This window comes from Streptococcus sp. GMD6S (assembly GCF_000297015.1).
This window is the reverse complement of record NZ_AJRH01000210.1, coordinates 1-798: the sequence shown is the minus strand read 5'-3', so window position 1 is coordinate 798 and position 798 is coordinate 1. Positions and strand designations below refer to the sequence as shown.

Genomic DNA, 798 nt, shown 5'->3' with positions numbered 1-798 from the left:
GTCAACGCTGTTGAGGCAGCAGTCCATGAACTTCCAGAGTTCAAGGGTGGTGTCAATGCAGTTCTAGCAGCCTCAAACGAGCTTCCGGAATATAGAGGAGGTGCTAACTTTGTCTTGGCAGCTTCAAATGATCTACCAGAGTACATAGGTGGCGTCAATGGTGCTGAGGCGGCAGTCCATGAACTTCCAGAGTATAAGGGAGACACCAATTTAGTATTGGCGGCAGCAGACAACAAACTGTCTCTAGGCCAAGATGTGACCTATCAAGCGCCAGCAGCTAAACAAGATGAACTTCCGAATACGGGAAGTAAGGAAACAAACTCACTGATTTCCCTTGGTCTTGCAGGTGTTCTTTTATCCTTGTTTGCATTTGGCAAGAAGAGAAAAGAATAATAAGCAAAAGTATTTGAATAAGTCTCAGAAGAGATAGCAGGTTTTTCAGCCTGCTATCTTTCTTTATTAAATTCAGCTTGCTTCGAAATCATAAGAAGTCTGAAACTACTTTCAGGATAGTCTGTTCTATAAAATAGTTTTGAAACTGAAATCTATTCTACTACAAGCTATTGAAAGCGCTTAACAAATGATATATAATAAGCCCATAAGAACAAGAAAGGGAGGAAAGAGGATGCCACAGATCAGCAAAGAAGCCTTGATTGAACAAATCAAAGATGGAATCATTGTCTCTTGCCAGGCACTTCCTCACGAACCGCTTTATACAGAAGCGGGAGGAGTCATTCCCTTGCTAGTCAAAGCGGCTGAGCAAGGTGGAGCAGTCGGTATCCGAGCAAACAGTGTTCG

The 798-nt window shown here is 42.9% G+C and carries 1 protein-coding gene and 1 pseudogene; both read left to right on the top strand.

Annotated elements, in window-relative coordinates; translation table 11 throughout:
• On the top strand, window positions 1-393 hold a 393-nt coding region (locus GMD6S_RS09730), incomplete at its 5' end, for an SIALI-17 repeat-containing surface protein (RefSeq protein ID WP_000324122.1).
• A gap of 232 nt (window positions 394-625) precedes the next feature.
• Window positions 626-798: pseudogene (locus GMD6S_RS09725) on the top strand (N-acetylmannosamine-6-phosphate 2-epimerase); the annotation flags it as partial.